This is a genomic window from Cupriavidus sp. UYPR2.512, from assembly GCF_000379565.1.
Lineage (GTDB): Bacteria > Pseudomonadota > Gammaproteobacteria > Burkholderiales > Burkholderiaceae > Cupriavidus.
On the sequence record NZ_KB903188.1, the window covers coordinates 1 to 20,655 of the forward strand.

General features: G+C 67.2%; 19 protein-coding genes, 2 tRNA genes and 2 pseudogenes. 22 read left to right on the forward strand and 1 reads right to left on the reverse strand.

What is annotated here, in order from left to right:
* The 21 genes and pseudogenes from A3A5_RS39775 to A3A5_RS0133870 all read left to right on the forward strand — a co-directional run.
* A partial coding sequence (locus A3A5_RS39775; protein WP_018314864.1) for an integrase core domain-containing protein occupies window positions 1-162 on the forward strand: 162 nt, incomplete at its 5' end.
* A gap of 107 nt (window positions 163-269) precedes the next feature.
* Window positions 270-623 carry a hypothetical protein gene (locus A3A5_RS0133775; protein ID WP_018314865.1) on the forward strand — a complete coding sequence of 118 codons (354 nt, stop codon included), beginning with the start codon at window positions 270-272 and terminating at the stop codon, window positions 621-623.
* A gap of 358 nt (window positions 624-981) precedes the next feature.
* Complete coding sequence (locus tag A3A5_RS0133780; protein WP_026201399.1) at window positions 982-1,449, forward strand: hypothetical protein; 468 nt, start codon at window positions 982-984, stop codon at window positions 1,447-1,449.
* A 116-nt stretch (window positions 1,450-1,565) separates the two neighbouring features.
* A tRNA-Ile gene (locus tag A3A5_RS0133785) sits at window positions 1,566-1,641 on the forward strand.
* A gap of 668 nt (window positions 1,642-2,309) precedes the next feature.
* Window positions 2,310-3,710, forward strand: coding sequence for an SLC13 family permease (locus tag A3A5_RS0133790; RefSeq protein WP_018314867.1), 1,401 nt, complete (start codon window positions 2,310-2,312; stop codon window positions 3,708-3,710).
* A gap of 43 nt (window positions 3,711-3,753) precedes the next feature.
* Window positions 3,754-4,035 (forward strand): annotated as a pseudogene (locus tag A3A5_RS42545) (hypothetical protein); the annotation flags it as partial.
* Window positions 4,036-4,065: 30 nt separating this feature from the next.
* Window positions 4,066-4,983 carry a LysR substrate-binding domain-containing protein gene (locus A3A5_RS0133800; RefSeq protein ID WP_018314869.1) on the forward strand — a complete coding sequence of 306 codons (918 nt, stop codon included), beginning with the start codon at window positions 4,066-4,068 and terminating at the stop codon, window positions 4,981-4,983.
* Window positions 4,984-5,119: 136 nt separating this feature from the next.
* The gene (mdcA, locus tag A3A5_RS0133805; protein ID WP_018314870.1) at window positions 5,120-6,778 is read left to right on the forward strand and encodes a malonate decarboxylase subunit alpha; all 1,659 of its coding nucleotides are present in this window, start codon (window positions 5,120-5,122) and stop codon (window positions 6,776-6,778) included.
* Window positions 6,778-7,725, forward strand: a complete 948-nt coding sequence (locus tag A3A5_RS0133810; RefSeq protein ID WP_018314871.1) for a triphosphoribosyl-dephospho-CoA synthase — start codon at window positions 6,778-6,780, stop codon at window positions 7,723-7,725. The genes mdcA and A3A5_RS0133810 overlap by 1 nt, the downstream gene beginning before the upstream one ends.
* Window positions 7,706-8,023 carry a malonate decarboxylase subunit delta gene (locus A3A5_RS0133815; protein WP_018314872.1) on the forward strand — a complete coding sequence of 106 codons (318 nt, stop codon included), beginning with the start codon at window positions 7,706-7,708 and terminating at the stop codon, window positions 8,021-8,023. The genes A3A5_RS0133810 and A3A5_RS0133815 overlap by 20 nt, the downstream gene beginning before the upstream one ends.
* Window positions 8,020-8,871 (forward strand): biotin-independent malonate decarboxylase subunit beta, encoded by an 852-nt coding sequence (locus A3A5_RS0133820; RefSeq protein WP_018314873.1) that lies wholly within the window; start codon window positions 8,020-8,022, stop codon window positions 8,869-8,871. Before A3A5_RS0133815 ends, A3A5_RS0133820 begins: the two co-directional genes overlap by 4 nt.
* Window positions 8,868-9,704: a biotin-independent malonate decarboxylase subunit gamma gene (mdcE, locus tag A3A5_RS0133825; RefSeq protein WP_018314874.1), complete on the forward strand. Its 837-nt coding sequence runs from the start codon at window positions 8,868-8,870 to the stop codon at window positions 9,702-9,704. The genes A3A5_RS0133820 and mdcE overlap by 4 nt, the downstream gene beginning before the upstream one ends.
* Window positions 9,692-10,339 carry a malonate decarboxylase holo-ACP synthase gene (locus tag A3A5_RS0133830; RefSeq protein ID WP_018314875.1) on the forward strand — a complete coding sequence of 216 codons (648 nt, stop codon included), beginning with the start codon at window positions 9,692-9,694 and terminating at the stop codon, window positions 10,337-10,339. Before mdcE ends, A3A5_RS0133830 begins: the two co-directional genes overlap by 13 nt.
* On the forward strand, window positions 10,336-11,253 hold the full coding sequence (gene mdcH / locus A3A5_RS0133835; RefSeq protein WP_018314876.1) for a malonate decarboxylase subunit epsilon: 918 nt from the start codon (window positions 10,336-10,338) through the stop codon (window positions 11,251-11,253). The genes A3A5_RS0133830 and mdcH overlap by 4 nt, the downstream gene beginning before the upstream one ends.
* 803 nt (window positions 11,254-12,056) lie before the next feature.
* Window positions 12,057-13,157, forward strand: a complete 1,101-nt coding sequence (locus A3A5_RS0133840; RefSeq protein WP_018314877.1) for an acyltransferase — start codon at window positions 12,057-12,059, stop codon at window positions 13,155-13,157.
* Between the two features lie 277 nt (window positions 13,158-13,434).
* Entirely contained in the window at window positions 13,435-14,673 is a 1,239-nt protein-coding gene (locus A3A5_RS0133845) for a GTP cyclohydrolase II (RefSeq protein WP_010814581.1), read from the forward strand.
* Window positions 14,670-15,992, forward strand: a complete 1,323-nt coding sequence (locus A3A5_RS0133850; RefSeq protein WP_018314878.1) for a URC4/urg3 family protein — start codon at window positions 14,670-14,672, stop codon at window positions 15,990-15,992. Before A3A5_RS0133845 ends, A3A5_RS0133850 begins: the two co-directional genes overlap by 4 nt.
* 84 nt (window positions 15,993-16,076) lie before the next feature.
* Window positions 16,077-16,763, forward strand: coding sequence for a uracil phosphoribosyltransferase (gene upp, locus A3A5_RS0133855; protein ID WP_018314879.1), 687 nt, complete (start codon window positions 16,077-16,079; stop codon window positions 16,761-16,763).
* Window positions 16,763-17,455 carry a TetR/AcrR family transcriptional regulator gene (locus A3A5_RS0133860; protein ID WP_018314880.1) on the forward strand — a complete coding sequence of 231 codons (693 nt, stop codon included), beginning with the start codon at window positions 16,763-16,765 and terminating at the stop codon, window positions 17,453-17,455. The genes upp and A3A5_RS0133860 overlap by 1 nt, the downstream gene beginning before the upstream one ends.
* Before the next feature lie 77 nt (window positions 17,456-17,532).
* Window positions 17,533-18,819, forward strand: a complete 1,287-nt coding sequence (locus tag A3A5_RS0133865; RefSeq protein ID WP_018314881.1) for an amidohydrolase family protein — start codon at window positions 17,533-17,535, stop codon at window positions 18,817-18,819.
* Window positions 18,820-18,908: 89 nt separating this feature from the next.
* Window positions 18,909-18,995, forward strand: a tRNA-Leu gene (locus A3A5_RS0133870).
* Window positions 18,996-19,343: 348 nt separating this feature from the next.
* On the opposite strand, the gene A3A5_RS0133875 is transcribed toward A3A5_RS0133870, so the two are convergent.
* A complete protein-coding gene (locus A3A5_RS0133875) occupies window positions 19,344-19,946 on the reverse strand; it encodes a hypothetical protein (protein ID WP_232431541.1) in 603 nt (200 codons plus the stop codon).
* 114 nt (window positions 19,947-20,060) lie between these two features.
* Between A3A5_RS0133875 and A3A5_RS0133880 the strand changes: the two are divergent.
* Window positions 20,061-20,655: pseudogene (locus tag A3A5_RS0133880) on the forward strand (hydrolase); the annotation flags it as partial.

A 20,655-nucleotide genomic window follows, 5' to 3' on the forward strand; every position in this document is an offset into this window, starting at 1 on the left:
GAGGTCTACCTGAAAGCCTACGACTCGGTCAGCCATGCGCGCCGCTCTATCGCTAACTACCTAACCTGGTACAACCAACGACGGCCCCATTCCAGTCTGGCGGACCAGACCCCGGATGAGGCATACTTCGCCACGCTGCCAGCGATCAAATCGGCAGCCTGACTGCCCCAGCGCTTCCACTTAAAAACTCCGGATCCCTGTCCGAACAAACGGTGCCACCTCTGAGTGCCGTCGCGGCAACGCCGCCGACACCCCTGTTGGAGATAGCAATGCATAAGACTCTTGCCAAGACCCTGCTTGCCGCTGCCGCACTTGCCGCCGGGCTCAGCCAGGCCGCCCACGCCGGTGCCTATGCTGATGCGCTGATCGTTGCCGCGCCGGGACACAGCGGCCAGCGCGACGCCTTTACCGATGGCGCGCACCGTCCGGCCACCGAGGCCACCAGGTTGCCCGTGGTCGCGCACCAGGGCAGGTCCGTGTGCGCGATCCGTGGCTTTGATCCGTACCTGGACGGCATGCGCAAGCCTGACCCTTACACCGATGGCGCCCGCATCAGCTCGCGCGATGGCTTCACCGACGGCGCGCGCAGCGATGCGCGCGACCGCGGGGAATGCCTGTCCTGAGCAGGGCAGGGCAACGGGGCGGTTGGTCTGGGCCCGCTCCGTTGTCCAGGCGCGGGAATATGCGCCATGACTCGGGCATGCCCCGATATAACGCAACCCTGCCGTCAGGCAATCAAGTCCCAATCGACAGGGGTGTAGTCAAATCGACTTGCAAGGTTCGATGCTTTGCCATTTGGGGTAAACGTCCTATTTTGCAATTCCTTACGGTTCCCTCCTCCTCTCACCATGGGGCGGCAGAATCTCGGCCGCCCGCTGATCGCGCTTGGACGCAAACATAAAGAAGAAACCGACCTCTATTATGTAACGCCACTTGTGCGGTTATACTCCGCGCTTCACTCACAACGATGAATAACCAAACATGGTCGCAACAACTAAAACGACACGGGTAAATGCAACTGCCAAGGGCAAACCTGCCGCAAAGAAGGTGGTCGTGCCAACGAAAAAGGCCAGCGTGCTTGGCCGTGAGGCACAGGCAGCGAAGAAGCGCTTGCTGAAGCTGCGCGCCGACACGAAGAAGGCAATTGAAGCGGCTAAGCGCGAGGTTGCCCAGGCCGTGGAAGCCGCAAAGGCCGCGGCCCGCTTTGAAAAGCAAGCCGCAAAGGACAAGCTCTTGGCGAAGAAGGCCAAGGCTGCGGGCGCCAAGAAGGCGACGGGCAATAAAGCTGCCGTAACGAAAGCAGTCGCGAAAAAGGCCGCACCCGCTACTAAGGGCAAGGTCGCCGCGAAAGCAGGCCCGAAGGCGGTCGCAGTGAAATCTGTGACGAAAAAACGGGCTTCGGCGAAGAAAGTGGTTCCGGCTGTAGCGTCGCCTGAAGCGTCGGCGTGATCTTTGCCTCGGCTGGTAACGAGATGTCGCCAACCAGCCGATGGATGCAAGATGGGGGTACTGCTGAAAAAAGCTGAGGCCGACGAACTTTTGCTGACGGCTTTACCCCTTCCAATGGGCCTCTAGCTCATGCCTGGTTAGAGCAGCGGACTCATAATCCGTTGGTGCCGTGTTCGACTCACGGGAGGCCCACTATTCACCGCCAGTCTGACAAAGCTCCGTCCTTCATGTCGCGTTGATCGCCGGCGGGTAACGTGAGCCATCCTTGATTTTTACGTTTGATCCGCAACTGATGGTGCGGAAGCAGGCGTCGGAAGCCCGGATTGAAGAGGCCCGCGCGAATGAGGTCGCAAGCGTCATCGGGCAAATTCGCGGCTTGATGACCCAGTATGGTTCCTCACCCCGCATACGCGGGGGTCCCGCCTTAAATCCATTGGTCGTTTTCGGCAGCCCGCTCTCACGTGACGTCGTCGCACGTGTTCACCACACCTCGCGAGAGGCGTCAAATGGAAGCCTGGTTGCCGGGCACAAGAGTCGTGCGACGGTCTCGCCACTCGTCTCCTGCGATCTGTCTCGCCCTCCCGATGCTATTCCGGTCTCCGTAAGGATTGCCCCCGCACCTTAATTGATGCTCATTGTCCGCCACCTTATTCTTGGCTCAAAAGCAAGACTCAAAAATGGCGCCGGCTTGAAGTATTCAAGCGAGGCCATATCCACCAAGGAGACGCATGTGACGGCCTACCCCTTCCACACCCTGCCGTAGCGGCGCATCACCTTCGGCAGTTCCAGCCGAAAACCAATCCCACGTCATTCCTACCAAGCGATGGGCGCCCCGGCGCGCCTGCCGCGACGGAGCCGCTATGTCGCAACACCTGATTTCCATCTCTGTCCTGGGGCTGATGTTCGTCATCGCCACGGTCCTGCCCATCAATATGGGCGCGCTGGCCTTTGTCGGCGCATTCCTGGTCGGCACCCTGGTTGCCGCCATGCCGGCCAAGTCAATCCTGGCCGGATTCCCCGCCGACCTGTTCCTGACGCTGGTCGGCATCACATACCTGTTCGCAGTGGCGCAGAACAACGGCACCATCGACTGGCTGGTGAGGCTTGCGGTACGCGCCGTGGGCGGCCGGATCGCGGCGATCCCGTGGATCATGTTCATGATCGCGGCGGTGCTGACCTCGGTCGGCGCGGTCAGCCCGGCGGCAGTCGCAATCATAGCGCCGATCGCGCTGGGGTTCGCCGCGCGTTACGGTATCAACCCGCTGCTGATGGGCCTGATGGTGATCCACGGTGCGCAGGGCGGCGGCTTCTCGCCGATCAGCATCTATGGTGGCATCACCAACAAGATCGTGCAGAAGGCAGGCCTGCCGCTGAACGAGATGGCGACGGCCTTTGCCAGCCTCGGTGTCAACCTTGCCGTGGCCGCAGGACTGTTCGTCGCATTCGGCGGCCTGCGCCTGATGCGGCAAGCGGCGCCGGCGGCGGCGCCGCTTGCCGCCGCCGGTGTGCTGGCCATGGGCCATCCCTTCGGCGCACGCACCGTGCCTGCACAGGGCGCGCAGATCTATGGCGATGCCGAGGCCGAGGCCGGCGTGGAAGAGCAGAAGACGATGGCACGCGACCGCGGATCGATGCTCGAGGGCAATGGCGCCAGCACCGCCGAGACGCCGGCCGGACTCTACCAGTACCTGACCGTGGCCGGCCTGGCGGCACTGGCCGTCCTGACGCTTTACTTCAAGCTCGATATCGGCTTCGTTTCGTTGACCATCGCGCTTCTGCTCACGCTGATGGCGCCGGAGCTGCAGAAGCGCGCGCTCGGCCAGGTGTCGTGGCCCGAGATCATGCTGATTGTCGGGGTCAGCACCTATGTGGGTGTGATGGACAAGATGGGCACGATCGATTTCGTCGGCCATAGCGTGGCCCACCTGACCTCGCCGCTGATGGCGGCGCTGCTGCTGTGCTTCGTGGGCGCGGTGGTGTCGGCGTTTGCATCGTCAACCGCGGTGCTGGGCTCGCTGATCCCGCTTGCCGTGCCGTTCCTGCAGCAAGGCTCCGACGTCAGCGCGATCGGCTTTATCGCGGCGATGGCGGTGTCTTCGACGATCGTGGATGTGAGCCCGTTTTCGACCAATGGTGCGCTGGTACTGGCCAACGCACAGGGCGTGGACCGGCAGGCCTTCTTCCGCAAGCTGATGATCTATGGCGCGCTGGTGACCGTGATTGCGCCGGTCGTGCTGTGGTTCATCTTCGTTGTGATCTGAGTTCCTTCCATCGCCTACACCAGACTCGAAACCATGAAAGCCCAAGCGTTCGCGTCCGACTGGCGAAGAGGCCGTCAAGATCGCGACGGAACTGCGCAACTGGGTCGGCAAGGAGATCGGCCCGATCGCCAAGCCCAAGGACATCCGCTTTGGCGACAACCTGCCCAAGACGCGCTCGGGCAAGATCATGCGGCGCCTGCTGCGGTCGCTGGCCAAGGGGGAGGAGATCACGCAGGACACCTCGACGCTGGAGAATCCGGCGATCCTGGAGCAGCTCGGCCAGGCCAGTCAGCGATGCGAACCGGCCGCCACGCGGCTAAGATAGGAGGCCGCCCCCACACCCGAGCCCAGAACCATGAGAATCCGCATTGGCGAAGAGATCACCTTCCGCAAACTCGAAGCCCTGCTGGCGTTCATGGAATCCGGCAACCTGGCCAAGGCGGCCGAGATCCTGGACACCAGCACGGTCAGCGTGCACCGTGCCCTGCATTCGCTGGAAGAGGGCACGAGCTGCGCGCTGTTCCGGCATGAGGGCCGCAACCTGATCCCGACCGATGCGGCCTATGTGCTGGCGGATACGGCAAGGGAAGTGCTCAAGGCCATGGCCGACGGCATCCGCGCCACGCGCGAGGCCGCCGGCTATTCGGCCGACCAGCTCAAGATCGGCTCGCTCTACTCGCTGACGGTCCAGACCGTGCCCAAGATCGTGATCGGGCTGAAGCTGCGGCGCCCGGAAATGCAGACTGAACTGGTGCTTGGTTCCAATGCGGACCTTCTGCACAAACTCAAGCAGGGCTCGATCGATGCCACGTTGATGGCCGTGCCCGAGCCCGATCCGGAGATCGAGTCGATCCCGCTGTTCGAGGACGATATCTTCTTTGCGGCGCCTGCCGACTCGCCCTACGCCTCCATGCCGGCGGTCGACCTGCGAGCCTGCCGCGACGAGCCGTTCGTGGCGTTGAGCGAGGGCTTCGTCACCTATCACGGCTTTGTCGAGGCCTTCCGCATTGCCCAATTCACGCCAAATGTAGTGATGAAAGTCGGCGATATCTTTTCATTGATGAACTTGGTGGGCGGTGGCATCGGCTACACGCTTTTGCCAGGGCGGGTGAAAGGGGTGTATTCGCGCAACGTGGCGTTCGTGCCACTGGCCGGCGAATACGACATCAAGCAAACCATCGGCCTGAGCTTCCTGCGCCGCCGCGAGCGCGATCCTAACCTGCTGGCGCTGGCCGCGGTGTGCCGCATGGCCATGCGCGACGCGGAGCAATAGGACGCCGAGGCTGCGGTCGGCCGCGCTTCAGGTCTTGCTTCCGGCCAGCGTAATGGTTCTCCGCCCAACGTGATTGTTCGGTGAGCGCCGCCTGTTTAAGGTGGGCACATCAGACAGACGTCAGCCCGGAGATGCGATGACCACCACCAGCACAGGCCGCCAATGGAACACCCGCAGGGAAGCCAAGGCGCGCCGCAAGCAGAACGCCGCCGCCATTGCCCAGGGCAAGCTGGTGCCGACCAGCGATATTGTGCCCTTCCTTGAGGCAGTGCTGCTTTCGGGCGACCGCGTGGTGCTGGAGGGCAACAACCAGAAGCAGGCCGACTTTCTGTCGCGCTCGCTGGCACAGGTCGATCCCGCGCGTGTGAATGCACTCCACATGATTATCCCGAGCGTCAGCCGGGTGGAACATCTGGACCTGTTCGAGCGCGGCATCGCGCGCAAGCTGGATTTCTCGTACGCCGGCGCGCAGAGCATCCGCATCTCGCAGTTCCTGGAGGACGGCCAGCTCGAAGTGGGCGCGATCCACACCTATATCGAGCTTTATGCGCGGCTGTATGTGGACCTGGTCCCCAACGTCGTGCTGATCGCCGGCTACAAGGCCGACCGCGAGGGCAATCTCTACACCGGCCCCAGCACCGAGGATACGCCGGCACTGGTAGAGGCCGCGGCCTTCCGCGACGGGCTGGTCATTGCGCAAGTCAACGAGATCGTCGACGACCCCACCGGCCTGCCGCGCGTGGACGTGCCCGGCTCCTGGATCGACTACGTGGTGCAGGCCGACAAGCCATTCTTCTGCGAGCCACTCTTTACCCGCGACCCCCGCCTGATCAAGCCGGTCCACGTGCTGATGGCAATGATGGCGATCCGCGGCATTTACGAGCGCCACCAGGTGCAGTCGCTTAACCATGGCATCGGCTTCAACACCGCGGCGATCGAGCTGATCCTGCCGACCTACGGCGAGTCGCTGGGGCTGAAGGGCAAGATCTGCAAGTACTGGACGCTCAACCCGCACCCGACGCTGATTCCCGCCATCGAGACCGGCTGGGTAGATAGCGTGCACAGCTTTGGCAGCGAACTGGGCATGGAGGCCTATGTCGCAGCCCGGCCGGATGTCTTCTTCACCGGTGCGGACGGTTCGATGCGTTCTAACCGGGCCTTCTGCCAGCTTGCCGGCCAGTACGCGGTGGACCTCTTCATCGGCTCGACCCTGCAGATCGACGGCGACGGCCACTCGTCCACAGTGACGCGCGGCCGGCTTTCCGGCTTTGGCGGCGCGCCCAACATGGGTCACCAGCCTGGCGGGCGCCGGCATCCGACGCCGGCATGGCTGGATCTGATCGAGACCGACGATCCACTCGCGCGCGGCCGCAAGCTGGTGGTGCAGATGGTCGAGACCTTCCAGGCGGGCGGCAAGCCGACCTTCGTCGAATCGATGGACGCGGTCGACGTCGCGCGCGAAAGCGGCATGCCGCTCGCCCCGGTGATGATCTACGGCGACGACGTTACGCACGTGCTGACCGAGGAAGGCATCGCCTACCTGTACAAGGCGCAATCGCTGGAAGAGCGGCGCCGGATGATTGCCGCGGTGGCCGGCGTTACGCCCATCGGCATGAAGCACGATCCCGCCACCACGCGCCGGATGCGCAGCGACGGCCTGATCGCGTTGCCGGAAGACCTGGGCGTGCAGCGCAGCCAGGCCACGCGCAGCCTGCTGGCGGCCAAGAGCATGGCCGATTTGGTCGACTGGTCAGGCGGGCTGTACGAGCCGCCGGCACGCTTCCGGAGCTGGTGATGGCGGCCGCCGCAGCAAGGCTGCTGCCAGCGCAGGCGCCGCACCTGCTTCAGCCGCCGCCAGCGGTCTCCGCCCAGGCGCAGGCGCTGGCGGGACTGGCCGTCATCGCCATTGCCGAAGAGGCGCGGCTCTCGCCCAAGCCCGGCCTGGTCGACAGCCGTGGCAGCGGTGCGCATGCCGACCTGACATTGCCGCTGATGCTGCGCTCCGCGCAGTCGCTGGGCCCGTCGTTCGCGGCCATGGCCGATGCCGGCCTGCAGGCGCCGCGCGTCGGGTATGGGCTGCGCGAGCAACTGGGCGCGCTCGGCCGCGAGGCAGAGGCGGTGATGCTGTCCGCCACCGGCGGTGTCAATACGCATCGCGGCGCGATCTGGTGTATTGGCTTGCTGGTGGGCGCCGCAGGACAGCTCGGCGCCGCCGGGCAGCCCGCCAGTGCCGCCGAGATCAGCACCACGGCGGGTGCCATCGCCGCGCTGCCCGACCGCCACCGGCCGGTGGTTACCGGCAACAAGGGCGAACTCGCCTGCCTGGCGTACGGCGTTGGCGGTGCGCGGGCGCAGGCACGGGCAGGGTTCCCGCACGTGATGCGGCTGGCGCTGCCGGCCCTGCAACGCAGCCGCGCGCGCGGCGACACCGAATCCACGGCACGCCTCAATGCGCTGCTGGCGTTGATGAGCGAACTGGACGATACCTGCGTGCTGGCGAGGTCGGGGCGCAAGGGCCTGGACTATATGCAGGCCGGCGCGAAGGCGGTGCTCGCCGCCGGTGGCGTGGGCACGGTGGCGGGACGGCGGCACCTGCGCAGCCTGGACGCCGGCATGCTGGCGCAGCGCGCCTCGCCGGGCGGCGCTGCGGACTTGCTGGCCGCGACGATCTTCCTCGACCGGCTGTCGCAGGGCTCGATGGGCAACAATTCAGGGGACTTTGATGGAACAACTGCGATTTGAATTTCCGGCGGGGCAGCCTGCCAAGGCGCGCGTGCTGGTGGGCGTGGTGGGGTCGGGCGACCTCGAGGTGCTGGTCGAGCCCGGCAGCGGCGGCGTGACCACGGTTGAGGTCACCACCTCGGTCAATGGCTATGGCCGTGTCTGGGATGCGCAGCTCGCGCGCGTCTTCGCCGCCGAGCCGCGCGCGTCGATGCAGATCCGCATCCACGATTTCGGCGCCACGCCGGGCGTGGTCGGCATGCGCCTGGCGGAGGCCTTCGAGGCGCTGGGCGACCCGCAACCAGGAGAGGGCGCATGAACACGGCGGAACTGCTGGCGCGCAACAGCTTTATTGAACTGGGGGCACGCGAGCGCGCTCGTGCGTTGCTGGACCCGGGCACCTTCAGCGAATTGGCGGGCCCGTTCGACGGCCTGCAGTCGCCGTGGCTGCCGCCGCAGGGTGTGGTGCCGCAGAGCGATGACGGCGTGGTGGTCGCCAAGGGGCGCATCGACGGGATGCCGGTGGTGGTGCTGGCCATCGAAGGCGCCTTCCAGGGCGGCAGCATGGGCGAAGTCGGCGGCGCCAAGATTGCCGGTGCGCTGGAGCTGGCCGCCGAAGACAACCGCCGCGGTGAACCGACGCGCGCAGTGCTGCTGCTGGAGACCGGCGGCGTGCGCCTGCAGGAAGCCAATCTCGGCCTGGCCGCGATTGCCGAGATCCATGCGGCCATCGTCGACCTGCGCCGCTACCAGCCGGTAGTCGGCGTGATCGCCGGGCAGGTGGGCTGCTTCGGCGGCATGTCGATTGCCGCGGGCCTGTGTACCGCGCTGGTGATGACGCAGGAAGGGCGCCTTGGCCTGAACGGCCCGGCCGTGATCGAGCAGGAGGCGGGCATCGCCGAGTACGACTCGCGTGACCGGCCCTTTATCTGGAGCTTCACCGGCGGCACGCAGCGCGTCGCCACCGGCTTCGCCGATGCGTATGTCGATGACGACTGCGACGCGATGCGCAGGCAGGTCGCCGAACTGTTGCGCGGCCCGGTCGCGGGAAGCCATCGCAGTGAACAATACGCCCAATATCTGGCCGCACTGCTGGCGTACGACGCCAGTGCGCAGCCCACGCCGGCAGATGTGCAGGCATTGTTGCAACGGGGGACCGACGCATGAACTCACCAACCCAAACCGCTACCGCGCGCGAACCCAGCCGTGGTGAACGCTGGCTGCAGGCACTGGCGCCCGCGGCGCAGATCCAGCTGGGTCTGCCGGAGTCAGTGCTGGTTGCCGACGGCGAACTGGCGGGGACCGCGGTTCGCTGGATCGCGCTGGTGCCTGACGCCGACAGCCGCTTCCCGCGGGCACGTCATGGCGAGGCCGGTCTGCTCGAAGGCTGGTCGCTGGCGCGCGCGGTGCGCGAAGCGATCGAAGCAGACCGCGAATTGCCGGTCAAGCGCGCCATCGTGGCGATTGTCGATACCCCCAGCCAGGCCTACGGCCGGCGAGAAGAGGCGCTTGGCATCCACCAGTCGCTGGCCGGTGCCGTGGCAGCCTATGCCGAGGCCCGCCTGGCCGGGCACCCGGTGGTGGCGCTGATCGTGGGGCGCGCCATGTCGGGAGCCTTCCTTGCGCACGGCTACCAGGCCAATCGCATCATCGCGCTCAATGACGAGGGCGTGCTGGTGCATGCGATGGGCAAGGAGGCCGCCGCCAGGGTCACCATGCGCACAGTCGAGGACCTCGAAGCGCTGGCGTCGACGGTTCCGCCGATGGCCTACGACATCGAAAACTTCGCCACGCTGGGCATCCTGTGGCGGCTGATCGACGTCGAGTCGGCCAGCGCCCCGGTGCCGGCCGATGTGCACCTGGCGCGCGACACCATCCTCTGCGCGCTGGCGGAGATACGACGCGACCCGACGCGCGGACTGTCCGGCCGGCTGGCGGGCGCAAACCGCAAGGCGTCGGCTGCAGTGCGTGACTGCCTGTCGCGGCAATGGCAAGCCTGAACACTGCGACGCCCGCGCCACACGATCTGGTCTGGCTGGGCGATCCGGCAAGCGACCTGGGCCGCGACGCCTTGCCGGAATGGGTCTGCCTGCCAGCGCTGCGCGAGATCCCGCTGGTCGTGCGGCGCGACGGCCGCCGGCCTGGCGCCGTCCCCGTCGGCTTGCGCGGCGGTACGCGCGCGGAACGCTTCGGCACCTGGATCACGCCCGCGGCGATCCGCAAGATCGTCACGCCGATGGACCTGGCCGCGCAGCGTGCATGGCGGCGGCGGCCGGAGCTGGCGACCCTGCCAGCAATCCTCGCGCTCGAGGCCATCGCCGACTGGCTCGACGCCGCCGGTATCCGGTGGGGCGTGACTGGCAGCGCCGGCTTCTCGCTCGCCTGTCTGCACAACGTGCTGCGTGCCGACAGCGACCTTGACCTCGTCGTGCAGGCCGCACAACCCCTCCAGGCCCCGCATCTGGACCTGCTGGCCGAGTTGCAGCGCGCCGCGCCGGCCAGGCTCGATATACAGGTCGCGACCCCCTTTGGTGGCTTCTCGCTGCTGGAACGCCTGCGCAGCGGCGGTAAAGTGCTGCTGAAAACGGATCACGGCCCGCGGCTGTGCGCGGATCCCTGGCACCCCACGCGATGAATGTCCTGCTTACCTTCCCCGGCCAGGGCGCACAGCGCCCCGGCATGCTGAAAGACCTGCCGGCACATCCCTCGGTGGCCGCGGTGCTGGCCGCGGCGGAAGACGTGCTGCAGGTACCAGCGGCGGAGATGGATACGCCGGCACGCCTGCAGTCCACGGTATGGACCCAGCTTTGCCTGCTGACGTCAGGCGTGGCCATGGCGCGCTGCCTGGCCGCGCATGACGCCCGCGCCGACGCGGTGGCCGGCCTCTCCATCGGCGCCTATGCGGCGGCGGTGACCGCAGGTGTGCTGGCCTTTGCCGATGCGTTGCGACTAGTGCGCGTGCGCGGGGAGTTGATGGCGCAGGCCTTTCCGCATGGCTATGGCATGACGGCGATCCTTGGCCTGGACCGGAACCGGCTCGAACCGCTGGTGGCGCAGGTCTGCACGCCCCAGCAACCGGTGTACCTGGCCAATTTCAACGCCCCCACGCAGATAGTGATCGCGGGCAAGCTGTCGGCGCTGGCGGAAGTGTCGACACTGGCACTGGCGGCAGGCGCGCAGGCCGCCAGGCCGGTCGCCATCCACGTCCCGTCGCATTGTCCGCTGCTGGCTGACGCCGCGCGCGCCCTGGGCGAAGCCATGCAGGGGGTGGCGATGTCGGCGCCTAAGCTGCGCTACTTCAGTGCGAGCAAGGCGCGCGAACTGCGCGATCCACGCAAGATCGCTGAGGATCTCGCGCAGAACATGGCGACGCCGGTGCGCTGGCATGAAGCCATGCTGCTGGCCCGCGCCAATGGCGCCAGGCTGGTGGTGGAGGCGCCTCCGGGTGACGTGCTGACACGGCTGGCGCAGCCGGTGTTTGCAGATGGCATCGCATTGGCCTGTGACAGAACCCGCGTCGATTCGATCGCGGCGATCATGCGTCGTTGATTCTCCGTTTGGCAATAGCGGGTCTGCAAAGCAGCAAACCACCTCGATGAGGAGTTGTCAGGCCGCGGCGCGTTGCCACTCGTCGTTGGGTCGTTGCGCTCGGACAGCGGGCACTGCGCCCGCGGCGACCGGTACTGGCCGCCGTGCCGGCCAGCGGCACGACAGGTGGTCGAGCGGGAACAGCGCAGCCGTCGGGGCGTCCCGCTGCCGCGCGGCTTTTGCTTTTTCCGCCTCGCCTCCATGCACTGGAACGGTAGGCAAATGCCGCCTACGGAGTGCGCGCCGCAGGTCGCGTGTCGCGCACCGTGGTCGGGGCGGGGTACACGTCGTCGCTGGGCGCAATCGGCTGACGGGGCGGTGGCGGTGTTGCTGTGGTATCCCGCGGGACTCCCTCGCATCCCGCCAGGGCCGCGGCCAGAAGGGCAATGAGGGAGCACTCGGCTACGGCGCAACGGAAGGCGTGGCCGGTGCGGGGGAAAAGCGTGCGGTGCTGCATAAGCGGGCCCCAGGTGGCAATCCTGCCTCTAGCTTAGGCTACCGGCGCACAACAAAACTTCCCTTGAAGGTGTGGTTCAAGCCTGACGTCCCCGTTTCCACCCATGTATTTTTGGGCCGCGGCGCGTCAAGGCACGTGCTTGACTCATAAGCCTCGGGATTAAGACATGAATCCATGTGCCTGCAAACTCGCAACAAGCGGGCGCAGTGTGTAACGAATCTATAGATAGTGGCGTATGCGCCATATTAAAGCCGGTGCAAGCAGGTAGAATCGCGCCTTCCGTGGCAATTGCAACATTCCTATAACGATGAGCCCCCGTCCGTCGCGCCTGCCGTGCATCGACGCCCTGAAAGCGGTCAGCTCCCAGCTGATCGTGCTCCATCACCTGGCCTTCTATGGCCCGATGTCCGATACCGCGTATCGGCTGGCCCCGGGGCTGGTGGACTGGCTGTACGACTACGCGCGCATCGCCGTGCAGGTCTTCCTGGTGATCAGTGGCTTTCTCGCCGCGCGCAGCCTGGCACCGCATGGCCGGCTGGAGATCAGCCAGCATCCGCTGCTGGTGCTGTGGCGGCGCTACCAGAAGCTGGTGGTGCCCTTTGCGGCGGCGCTGCTGCTCAGCATTGCCGGTGCCGCCCTGGCGCGCCAATGGATGGTGCACGACTCGATCCCCGCGCCGCCCGGCCTGCTGCAGTTCCTGGCGCACGTGACGCTGCTGCATAACGTGCTCGATGTCGAAGCGCTCTCGGCCGGGGTCTGGTACGTGGCCATCGACCTGCAGCTGTTTGCGCTGCTGCTGGGCACGCTGTGGGCCGCGCGCGCCGTGGCGGGCGGGAAAGCGCCGGCGGGTGCCGGGGCCAGTATCGGCATCGTGGCGCTGGTGGCGGTGGCGTCGCTGTTCTGGTTCAACCGCGATGCCGCGTGGGATATCTGGGCCGTGTACTTCTTCGGCGCCTATGGCTTGGGGGCGCTGGCCTACTGGGCGTCCAAGCCCGGCCGCCCGGTGTTGCCGCTGCTGCTCATCGGCGCGGTGGCGCTGGCGGCGCTGGCCGTGGATTTCCGGCTGCGCATCGCGGTGGCGCTCGCCACTGCGTTGCTGCTGGCGGTGGCGCGCCGCGGCGGCTGGCTGGAACGCTGGCCGCAGGCGCGCGCGGTCGGCTTCTTCGGGCGCATTTCCTATTCGGTGTTCCTGGTTCACTTTCCGGTTTGCCTGCTGGTCAACGCGCTGGTGTCGAACCTGGCGCCGGGCCAGCCGGTGCTGAACGCGCTCGGCATGGTTGCGGCGTGGGGACTCAGCAATGCGGCCGGCGCGCTGTTCTATCGCTACATTGAAAGCGCGCAGCCGTTGGCGGCACTGCGTGCGCTGCTGGGCAACGGTCGCGAACCCGCCAGCCGGCAAAGCGTGTAACGCTGGCAGGCACTGCCGCGCGGCAGTGGTATGGCTTGCCCCGGACGGCGCCGTGCCAGCATGGCCGTGCGCGCTTCTTGTTGGTGCATGTGCACCCGCCATGTCACGCCGCCGGCACGCCACGGGTGCATGCCGCCCACGCGGACTTGCGTTCGGCGCCACACACATCGCCGCAACACTCGCGTAAACGGGCATTGGGCGATGGCACAAAGGTTGCCTAGTATGGAATCATAAACCTGACCATTTGGTCAGGATTCCATCGGGAACCGAGGGTGCCATGTCCGACCATATCGTCCTGACCTCGCACGCACGCCGCGACAAGCCGGCCGAGCCCATCCACTGGGGCGCCCCCACGGCGGCCGAGCGCGGGCCGGTCATCGCCAGCCTGGCGAATCCGGCGCAGCGCAATGTGATTGGCACTCACGCTGGCGCCTACGCCATCTACCGGGCCCTGGCGGTTGCCGCGGGCGCATTGCAGCGCGACCATCGCACCGACCTGACCGATACCGCGCCGGCGGAGGCCATCGGCCCGCATCCGCAGTGGGGCGACCCGGAGAAGATAGTTTCGCTGGATCCCTGGGGCCACCTGGTGTCCACCGTTTTTGCCGACCGCATCGCGGCCGGCGTGGATATCCGTCCGACCATCGCCGTCACCCGTGCGCATATCAACATGCCGGAGCTGATGTCGGCCATAGCGGCCGGCCGGCTCAAGCCTGACGGCGACATCCTCCATGCCAATGGCGACGTGCGCGTGACCAAGGCGGCGGTCGACCCGGTGTGGTACCTGCCGGGGCTGGCCGCCCGTTTCGGCATCAAGGAAAGCGTGCTGCGCCGCAGCCTGTTCGAGCAGACCGGCGGCATGTTCCCGGAACTGGTGACGCGGCCGGACCTGAAGGTGTTCCTGCCGCCCATCGGCGGCATGACGCTGTACTTCTTCGGCGACGTCAGCCAGCTGGGCAAGCCCGAGACCCGCGTCGCCTGCCGCGTGCACGATGAATGCAACGGATCGGATGTGTTCGGGTCAGACATCTGTACCTGCCGGCCGTATCTGGCACATGGCATCGAGGTGTGCATCGAGATGGCGCAGCAGGGCGGTGTCGGACTGGTGGTCTATAACCGCAAGGAGGGCCGCGCGCTGGGCGAGGTGACCAAGTTCCTGGTCTACAACGCCCGCAAGCGGCAGGTGGGCGGCGACCGTGCCGAGACTTACTTTGCCCGCACCGAATGCGTGGCAGGCGTGCAGGACATGCGTTTCCAGGAGCTGATGCCCGATGTGTTCCACTGGCTGGGCATCCGCCGCATCGACCGCTGGGCGTCGATGAGCAACATGAAGCATGGCGCGCTGGTGGCGCAGGGCATCGAGGTGGTCGAGCAGGTGGCCATCCCCGAGACCCTGATCCCCGCCGACGCCCGTGTCGAGATCGATGCCAAGGTGGCCGCCGGCTACTTTACGCACTACACGCCGCCGGATGCGAACGAACTGGCCCTGGCAAAGGGCAGGGGGTTGAACGAATGACGATGTTTCCCGAGGATGGCAAGCCCGGCATGGACCGCCAGGGCACAGGTAACGAGATGGGGCCAGGTGCCGGCTGGCTGAGCCCGGTGCCGGAAGGGCATCCCGCTTCGGCGCTGCTATGTGCCGAGGCGGTGCGCACGCATTGCGCGGCGGTCACCGAACACGTGGCCAGCGGCGCGTCCGAACTTTTCACCTGGCATCCGGACCGCGTGCATGCAGTTGCCGACTATGTCGCCAGCACCATCCGCCAGCGCTATCCGGACCTGCAGGTGCCATACCACAGCCGCTGGCGCCATTTCGAAAGCGGCGGCGTCGACCAGCGCGCGGACCGCTGGCAGGTGCTGTGCGAGCGCGCCGCGCTGAGCGGGCCCGAGCACCGCGAGGAACGCGCCCGCATCGGCATCGACCTGGTGATCCCCAGCGTACTGCTGGATGCCGGCGCCGGCCCTGAATGGCGTTACCGTGATCCTGCCAGCGACCTGGTGCTGACGCGCTCGGAAGGGCTTGGCGTGGCCAGCTTCGTCCTGTTCGCGCGCGGCGGCTTCTCGGCTGCGCCGGGCGATCCGCTGCGCGCGGACGCCGAGCGGCTGCAGCGCATCGATGCCGACAGCATCGCCCACGCCTTCCAGGTTGCCCAGCACAACCCGCTGGTGGGACTGGAAGGCCGTGCCGGCCTGCTGCGCCGCCTCGGCGAGGTAATGGAGGCGACCCCGGCGCTGTTCGGCCGGCCGGCGCGGCTTGGCAATCTGTACGACTACCTGAAGGCGCATGCGGTCAACGGGCAGCTCGACGCCGGCTTCCTGCTGCGCACGCTGCTGGTCGGCCTGGGGCCGGTATGGCCGGGGCGGATCATTGTCGAAGGCGTGTCGCTGGGCGACTGCTGGCGGCATCCGGCCGCGCCGGGCGGGCTGGTGCCGTTCCACAAGCTCACGCAATGGCTGACCTATTCGCTGCTGGAGCCGCTGGAAGACGCTGGCCTGACTGTGACCGGGCTGGATGCGCTGACGGGCCTGCCCGAATACCGCAACGGCGGCCTGCTCTACGACTTCGAGCTGATGGTGCCGCGCGACCCTGGCTTTGCCGCCGTGCCGCATGCGGTGGATGAGCCGGTGATCGTCGAATGGCGCGCGCTGACGGTGACCGGCCTGGACCTGGTGGCCGATGGCGTGCGCCAGGCGCTTGGCTTGCAGGAAGAGAGTTTCCCGCTGGCGCGCGTGCTGGAAGGCGGCACCTGGGCGGCGGGGCGCCGCATTGCCGCCAAGCGGCGCCCGGGTGGCGCGCCGCCGTTCGCCATCCTCAGCGACGGCACCGTGTTCTGAGTGCGCCGGCCGCCTGGCGGCCGGTGCAGTTGGCCGCCCCGCTGGCAGGCATTGCATGTGAAACGTGGCATCAGGAGCGTCACCATGAACGACATGTCCGCTGTTCCCGCTGTTGACCCAATCGATGCCGATCCTGCCGTCCTGCCCGGCGTGCTGGTCGTCGACCACCCGCTGGTGCAGCACAAGGTCACCCTGGTGCGCAGCGAGGACACCACCACCGACAACTTCCGCCGCCTGGTGCGCGAAATCAGCCAGTTGCTGACCTACGAAGCCACGCGCGACCTGGCCATGGAGACCATCGCCATCCGCACGCCGATCGCGCCGATGCAGTCGCGGGTGCTGTCCGGCAAGAAGCTGTGCCTGGTGTCGATCCTGCGCGCGGGCAACGGCTTTATCGACGGCATGCTGGAGCTGCTGCCGGCGGCGCGCGTCGGGCATATCGGCCTGTACCGCGACCCCGAGACACTGGAGCCGATCGAGTACTACTTCAAGATGCCGGAAGACATCCAGGAGCGCATGGTGATCGTGGTGGACCCGATGCTGGCCACCGGCAACTCGGCCATCGCCGCGCTGAACCGCCTGAAAGAGGCCGGCGTCACCACCATGAAGTATGTGTGCCTGATCGCCTCGCGCCCCGGGCTGCGCGCGCTGCGCGCGGCGCACCCTGAGGTCGGCATCGTCACCGCGGCCATCGACGACAAGCTCAACGAGCACGGCTATATCGTGCCCGGGCTGGGCGACGCCGGCGACCGCCTCTACGGCACGCGCTGATGGACGCGCCCGCCAGCGCCGCGGCGCGGCGCCCGCTGCCCGCGTGCGATGCCCCGGGCGGGCGCATCCGCCAGGAGAACCAGGCCATGATCCTGCGCGCGGCCGAGCATGTCTTTGCGCGCGCGGGCTTTGCCGGCGCCACCATGGCCGAGATCGCGGTGCGCGCCGGCGTGCCCAAGTCCAACCTGCATTACTACTTCCGCACCAAGCAGGCGCTGTACCGCGCCGTGCTGGCGCATACGCTGCAGCTGTGGCTGTCCGAGACCGACATCATCCGCGCCGAGCTGTCGCCGCAGGTGGCGCTGGAACAATACATCCGCGCCAAGATGCGGCTGTCGGCCAGTCATCCGGATGCGTCGCGCGTATTTGCCAACGAACTGCTGCACGGCGCGCATGAGATCGGCGAGGTCCTGCGGCAGGTGCTGCGCGAACTGGTGTCGCGCAAGGCCGCGGTGGTGCAGCAGTGGATCGACCGCGGCCAGATGGCGCCGGTCGATCCGCAGCACCTGTTCTTCACGATCTGGGCGGCCACGCAGACCTATGCGGATTTCGAGTCGCAGGTATGCGCGGTGCTCGGCGTCAGCCAGCTGGAGCAGCAGGACTATGCGCAGGCCACCGAGCACCTGGTGGCGCTGCTGCTGCGCGGCTGCGGACTCGAGCCTGAGCCCGCGGCGCCCGACCGGCGCGCATGAACGCCTGGACCCGCGCGCCTTGGCGCCGGGGCCGGCGCCGTGAGAATATCGCCGTGCCTCCTGCCTGAGAGACTTCCATGCTCGACCTGATCCTGCGGCATTGCAACCTGCCCGACGGGCGCACCGACATCGATATCGGCATTGCCGAAGGCCGCATCGCCGCGGTTGAGCCGGCCCTGGCCGCGCGTGCCGCCGAAGAGATCGATGCGGCCGGCCAGCTGGTGACGCCGCCGTTAGTCGATGCGCACTTCCATATGGACGCCACGCTGTCGTACGGGCTGCCGCGCGTGAACCAGTCGGGCACGCTGCTTGAAGGCATAGCGCTGTGGGGCGAGCTCAAGCCGATGCTGACGCAGGAAGCGCTGGTCGAGCGCGCGCTGGCCTATTGCGACTGGGCGGTTGCGCGCGGGATGCTGGCGATCCGCTCGCATGTGGACGTGTGCGATCCGCGGCTGCTGGCGGTGGAGGCGCTGCTGCACGTGCGCGAGCGCGTGCGTCCCTACCTGGACCTGCAACTGGTGGCGTTCCCGCAGGACGGCGTGCTGCGCGCGCCCGGCGCGCTGGACAACCTGAAGCGCGCGCTGGACATGGGCGTCGACGTGGTCGGCGGCATCCCGCATTTCGAGCGCACCATGGCGCAGGGCGCCGAATCGGTCCGGCTGCTGTGCGAGCTGGCGGCGGACCGCGGCCTGCGTGTCGACATGCATTGCGACGAGAGCGACGATCCGCTGTCGCGCCATATCGAGACGCTGGCCAGCGAGACCGTGCGGCTCGGCCTGCAGGGCAGGGTGGCGGGCTCGCACCTGACCTCGATGCATTCCATGGACAACTACTACGTGTCCAAGCTGATTCCGCTGATGCGCGAGGCCGGCGTGGCGGCGATCGCCAATCCGCTGATCAACATCACGCTGCAAGGGCGGCATGATACCTATCCCCGGCGCCGCGGCATGACGCGCGTGCCGGAGCTGCTGGCGGCCGGCGTGCCGGTGGCGTTCGGCCACGATTGCGTGATGGATCCGTGGTACAGCCTGGGCTCCGGCGACATGCTGGAAGTGGCGCACATGGGGCTGCATGTCGCGCAGATGACCGGGCAGGAGGCCATGCGCGCCTGCTTCGCCGCGGTGACCGCCACGCCCGCGCAGATCCTGGGGCTGGAGGGTTACGGCGTGGCGCCTGGCTGCCGCGCTGACCTGGTGCTGCTGCAGGCGCGCGACCCGGTGGAGGCGATCCGCCTGCGCGCCACGCGGCTGCGGGTGCTGCGTGCCGGCAAGACCATCGCCAGCATGCCCCCGGCGATGGCCGCGCTGGACCTGCCTGGCCGGCCGGCGCAGGTGGACTTCCTGTGGCGCGGCGGCGGGCAATAGGGAGTTTTTTGCGTCAGGGTGTTGACAGTCCCTGTCGCGCCCGGCATAATTTCTTTCTTCGCATCGCAGCAGCAATGCAGCGAAACGAAGCCCAGATGGCGGAATTGGTAGACGCACTAGGTTCAGGTCCTAGCGGTGGCAACACTGTGGAGGTTCGAGTCCTCTTCTGGGCACCAATATTTGGAAAGGCTCGCGCAAGCGAGCCTTTCTTCGTTTCAGCCCGGCGTGAACGACCGGGGCCTTTTCGGGCACCGCCATTCGATACCGAGGCGGCCTCGGATATCTGGAAGAAACCCGCAGCGATGCGGTTTTTTTTCGTCCATCGTTTCCGTGCTGGTTCCGGGGCCGGCGTGCTTCAGCCGGTTGCCACCCTTGCTCCCGCTGCGCCTCGCGCACGCAATTGCGCCCTTCGGCCTTGTCGCGGTACATGGCGGCCTCGCCCGGCTTGCCATGAGGCAGCAGCAGCGCGACCTCCTCGCCACCGAAGCGTGCCAGCCTGCCTTCGGGCGGCACCAGCGCGCGCATCATCGCGGCGCCTGTGCGCGCGTTGCGGTGAAATGCGCAACCACCTCGTCCAGGAATACACTGCGCAGCCGCTCCGGCGGCTCCAGCGTGCGCACATAGCGGTTGGTCAGCTCCGTCGGCGTCATCGAGCAATGGCCGGACACGCGGCCCTGCGCAACCAGGCTGATGATCATGGCCAGGCCCTGGCCGAAGAACTGGTGGCCGGCGTCGGCGTATGACTGCTCCAGCGCGGGCACGGCGCCGAACATGTGGTACGCCGGCGCTGCCAGCTGCCATAGCTCCAGCAGCCGGCCGCGCGAGCGCGTGGCATCCACCAGGCTGGGCGGCGCGGACAGGCGCGCCAGCGCGGCGTCACTGCGGGCCCGAAAGGCTTGCAGGCGTTCGCGCGCGAGGGTTTGGGGCGAGGGTGGCTCTCCCAGCACGCTGTTGGCCGGCCCGCGTTCCGCGGACAGCACGTTGGCGGCCTCCGGCAGCTCGCGGTACGCCGAGATGTCATACAGGTTCTGCCGGACCGAGGTGAAATCGCCATACGAGCGGGCCATCACCAGCGCGGCGAGCACCAGGGTACAGAGCCCGCCGACGGCCCGGCCAAATTTGCTCACCGACAGCGTCGCACGGACGCGCGCGGCCGAACATTCCCGTCTAACGCTGGCAGGGCATTTGACCTATGCTCAAGCTCATCGGGCACGCACATATAACGTCCGAAGGTGGTTGCCATGACTACGGTCTTGTCATCGAGAGGGAGGGAGGCGGGGACTTGCCCCGGGTGGCACGCATGTGCCGCGTACCCCGGCATGGTCCTGCATCACCTGCAGTTCTGCGTCATCCTGGCCATGCTGATCTGTGCACTGGCCCATGCGGATGAAACCGTTCCGGAAAGTCAGGGTGTCTCCGGCTGGGACCAGCCGCTGCAGGCGCAATCCGGGCAGCCCGCCATGGCCGACGTGCCTGATCTGCCGGCTGCCGGCACCGCTTCTCCTGCCTGGTCCGCCACGCCCGCCGAGCCCGTCACCGTCGAGTATGCCGCGCTGTCGCCATCGCCATCGCCATCGCCGTCGTCCCCATCCGCGTTACCGCTTGCCATGGGCCCCGGGCCCGATGACGATGCTCCCGGCCTTGCCGCGGTGGACCGTGAAACCGCCATGGCCGAGCGCCCGCGCCGGATGTCGCTGCACCTGGACGACATCACCACCGCAGGCGGTTTTGTCGACAGTCACGTGCGCACCATGGCGCTGGCGGTCGATGCCGTGGTGCCGCGCGCAGGCGGGCTGACCATCCAGCCGCGCTTGCAGCTGGCCTACCAGCCTGGCG